Source organism: Lyngbya aestuarii BL J, assembly GCF_000478195.2.
In the GTDB taxonomy this organism is placed as follows: domain Bacteria; phylum Cyanobacteriota; class Cyanobacteriia; order Cyanobacteriales; family Microcoleaceae; genus Capilliphycus; species Capilliphycus aestuarii.
In genome coordinates, this window is record NZ_AUZM01000156.1 from 1 (window position 1) to 2739 (window position 2739).

General features: G+C 37.1%; 2 protein-coding genes and 1 pseudogene. All 3 read left to right on the forward strand.

Going from position 1 to position 2739, the window contains the following annotated elements; all coding sequences use genetic code 11:
* Nucleotides 1–290: methyl-accepting chemotaxis protein (locus M595_RS27025; protein ID WP_023069781.1), on the forward strand; the 290-nt coding region annotated here is incomplete at its 5' end.
* 201 nt (nt 291–491) lie between these two features.
* Nucleotides 492–758: pseudogene (locus M595_RS27030) on the forward strand (methyl-accepting chemotaxis protein); the annotation flags it as partial.
* A gap of 94 nt (nt 759–852) precedes the next feature.
* A partial coding sequence (locus M595_RS27035) for a chemotaxis protein CheA (protein WP_023069782.1) occupies nt 853–2739 on the forward strand: 1887 nt, incomplete at its 3' end.

A 2739-nucleotide genomic window follows, 5' to 3' on the forward strand; every position in this document is an offset into this window, starting at 1 on the left:
CTGTAATTGTGACTGAAGAAGGAACAAAAACGGTACTTTCGGGAGTAGAAATTGCTCAAATGACAGCCTCAGCATTGATGGGCGTTTCAGACTCGGTTAATAATGTTGTGTTAAATAATCAGCAAATTTCTCTCAATACCCAACAACAAGCGATTGCAATTTCTCAAGTATTAGAAGCTATGAACTCGATTAATCAAGGTTCCAACGAAACTGCAAATGGTTTAAATCAAACGAAAACTGGACTCAAAAAACTCAATCAAGTGGCATTGGAGTTGCAATCAAATTTGTAATTCTAGAAACTGATCAGTAAGCTCATACAATAGGAAATAAAAATGTTAATTGTTAAACGGTTAAAATATGGAATAATTTTTTGATATTTTATTCCGATTGTATTATTTTGTATGGCTTATTTGAACGTTAGTATTAATGTCAAAAAAGTTCAATATCAGCAATAAAAACTAAATATAGCCAATCAAATATCGGAAAGTCTTAAAAAAATGAGTCAAATTAAAAACCACATTATTCGCTTGAGTAAAAATCTCAACCCGATCTATAATATTACTAACCTCGTGAGTGATTTAGCCAATCAAACGAATATTTTGGCTCTCAATGCTTCGGTTGAAGCTGTGCGTGCAGGTGAACATGGTAAGGGGTTTGGAGTCGTTGCCAGCGAGATTCGGAAACTAGCGGCCGATCAAAGTCGTTCATCCGCTCAAAAAATAGGAGTCTTGATTTTTGAAATTCAAAATGCAACAAATTAAACTATATTAGTCACAGAAGAAAGAAATCGTTTAATTTATAAAAAATTATCAAAATATAAACATATTTTTAGTAAAAGGATTGAGTAAAATGATGATTGAAGATGACGAACTCCGAGAAGTCTTTCAAACCGCCAGTGAAGAACATTTACAAAATCTTGATGATGGTTTTTTGTACTTAGAAAAAAATCCAGAAGATTTAAACAAACTTGAAGAACTTTTACGAGAAGCTCACAGTCTCAAAGGAGACGCGGGAATGTTAGGGGTCAAAAATATTGCTACTCTTGCCCATCAAATTGAAAATTTATTAGGTGCTATTAACCAAAAACGAGTTATTTTTTCTTCAGAAGTGAGTGATTGCTTGTTTCAAGCCCTAGATGCCCTGCGAAAACTGGTTCAAGAAGCCTCTACAGGTGAACCTTCTGGCGTGAAAACCTTTCAAGTCATGGCGAGCTTAATTGCGGCTGAAGGTCAAAGCTCACTAGAAACTCAACCTGCTAATGATACTCCTGTTTCAGAACAACAGACTTTAGAGGTGTCAGAAATTATTGAGGTTGAAACAATCAAACCTTCCCCGGAAAAACCTCCTCAATTTTCTTCTGAAGAACCTGTTAGTCACCTCAATTCTTATCCAGAAGAAGGTATCAATCCTTCAGTTTCTTCTCTGAGTTCTCCGGTTAATTCATCTCCAACAAACGACGATAAAGTTACTTTTGATGGTAACGCTCATCGGATTGAAACTATCCGGGTTTCTACCCGTCAACTCGATGCGTTAATGACCCAAACTGGAGAACTAACGGTTACTAAAATTCGTATTGTTCATCGACTCAGTGAAGTAGAAGCCCTCACTCTATTATGGGAAGAATGGAGTCGAGATGCGTTTGTAAATCGATTTGTTCTCAATGACTTAGAAAACCAATCAACAAACACTCATAAAACAATTGAACAACTCCACAATTATTATAATCGTGCGAGTCAACATCTAGAAAAATTAGGAGCGTTAATCAATCAATTGAGAGGTTCTCTCTATGAAGATACCGCCCGATTAGAGCTAATTTCTAATGAACTTGAAGACGATATCCGCACTTTACGACTGTTGCCTCTCTCAACTATTTTTAACCGTTTTTCTCGGATGGTACGCGATCTCGCTCGACAACAAAATAAACAAGTTGAACTCATAATAGAAGGGGGTGAAACGCGAGCAGATAAACGGATTTTAGAGGAAATGAAAGATCCTTTAATGCACTTATTAAGAAATGCAGTTGACCATGGAATAGAATCCTCAGAAGAACGACAACAATACGGTAAATCTCCTGTTGCTCAAATTTGTCTCCGAGGCTATCAAACCGCCACCTCTGTTATAATTGAAGTGAGTGATGATGGTCGAGGAATTAACCCCGAACAAGTTAAAAAAACCGCTCTCAAACGAGGTATTTATCCTCCCGAAGAACTCGAAACAATGACCTCAAAACAACTTCAATCCCTGATTTTTTTTCCGGGTTTTACGACCCGTACATTAGTCACAGAAATTTCAGGTCGGGGTGTTGGAATGGATGTTGTGCGGAATAATGTTGAACAGCTTAAAGGTAGTATTGAGTTAGAATCTGTTCCCACAAAAGGGTCTACATTTCGGATGCGACTGGGAACCGCCTTAGCAACAACCCATGTTTTAATTGTCGGTGTGCAGAGTATTTCCTATGGTATTCCTGTCGAATTTGTTCGCACGACTCGCTTAGTTTCTCCGAGTGAACTATTTACGATTGAAGGACGAGATACGATTATTTTTGAAGAACAACCTCTGTCTGTAGCTCAATTATCTGAACTACTTGAACTCGAATCTTCTCAAAAAGAGATGAATGCTTCTACAACTTTTCCTTGTATTGTCTTGAAAGTTGGAGAAGAAAAATTAGGTGTGTTTGTTGATGCTTTAATTGACGAACAAGATGTTGTACTCAAATCTCAAAGTCAATTGCTCAAACGA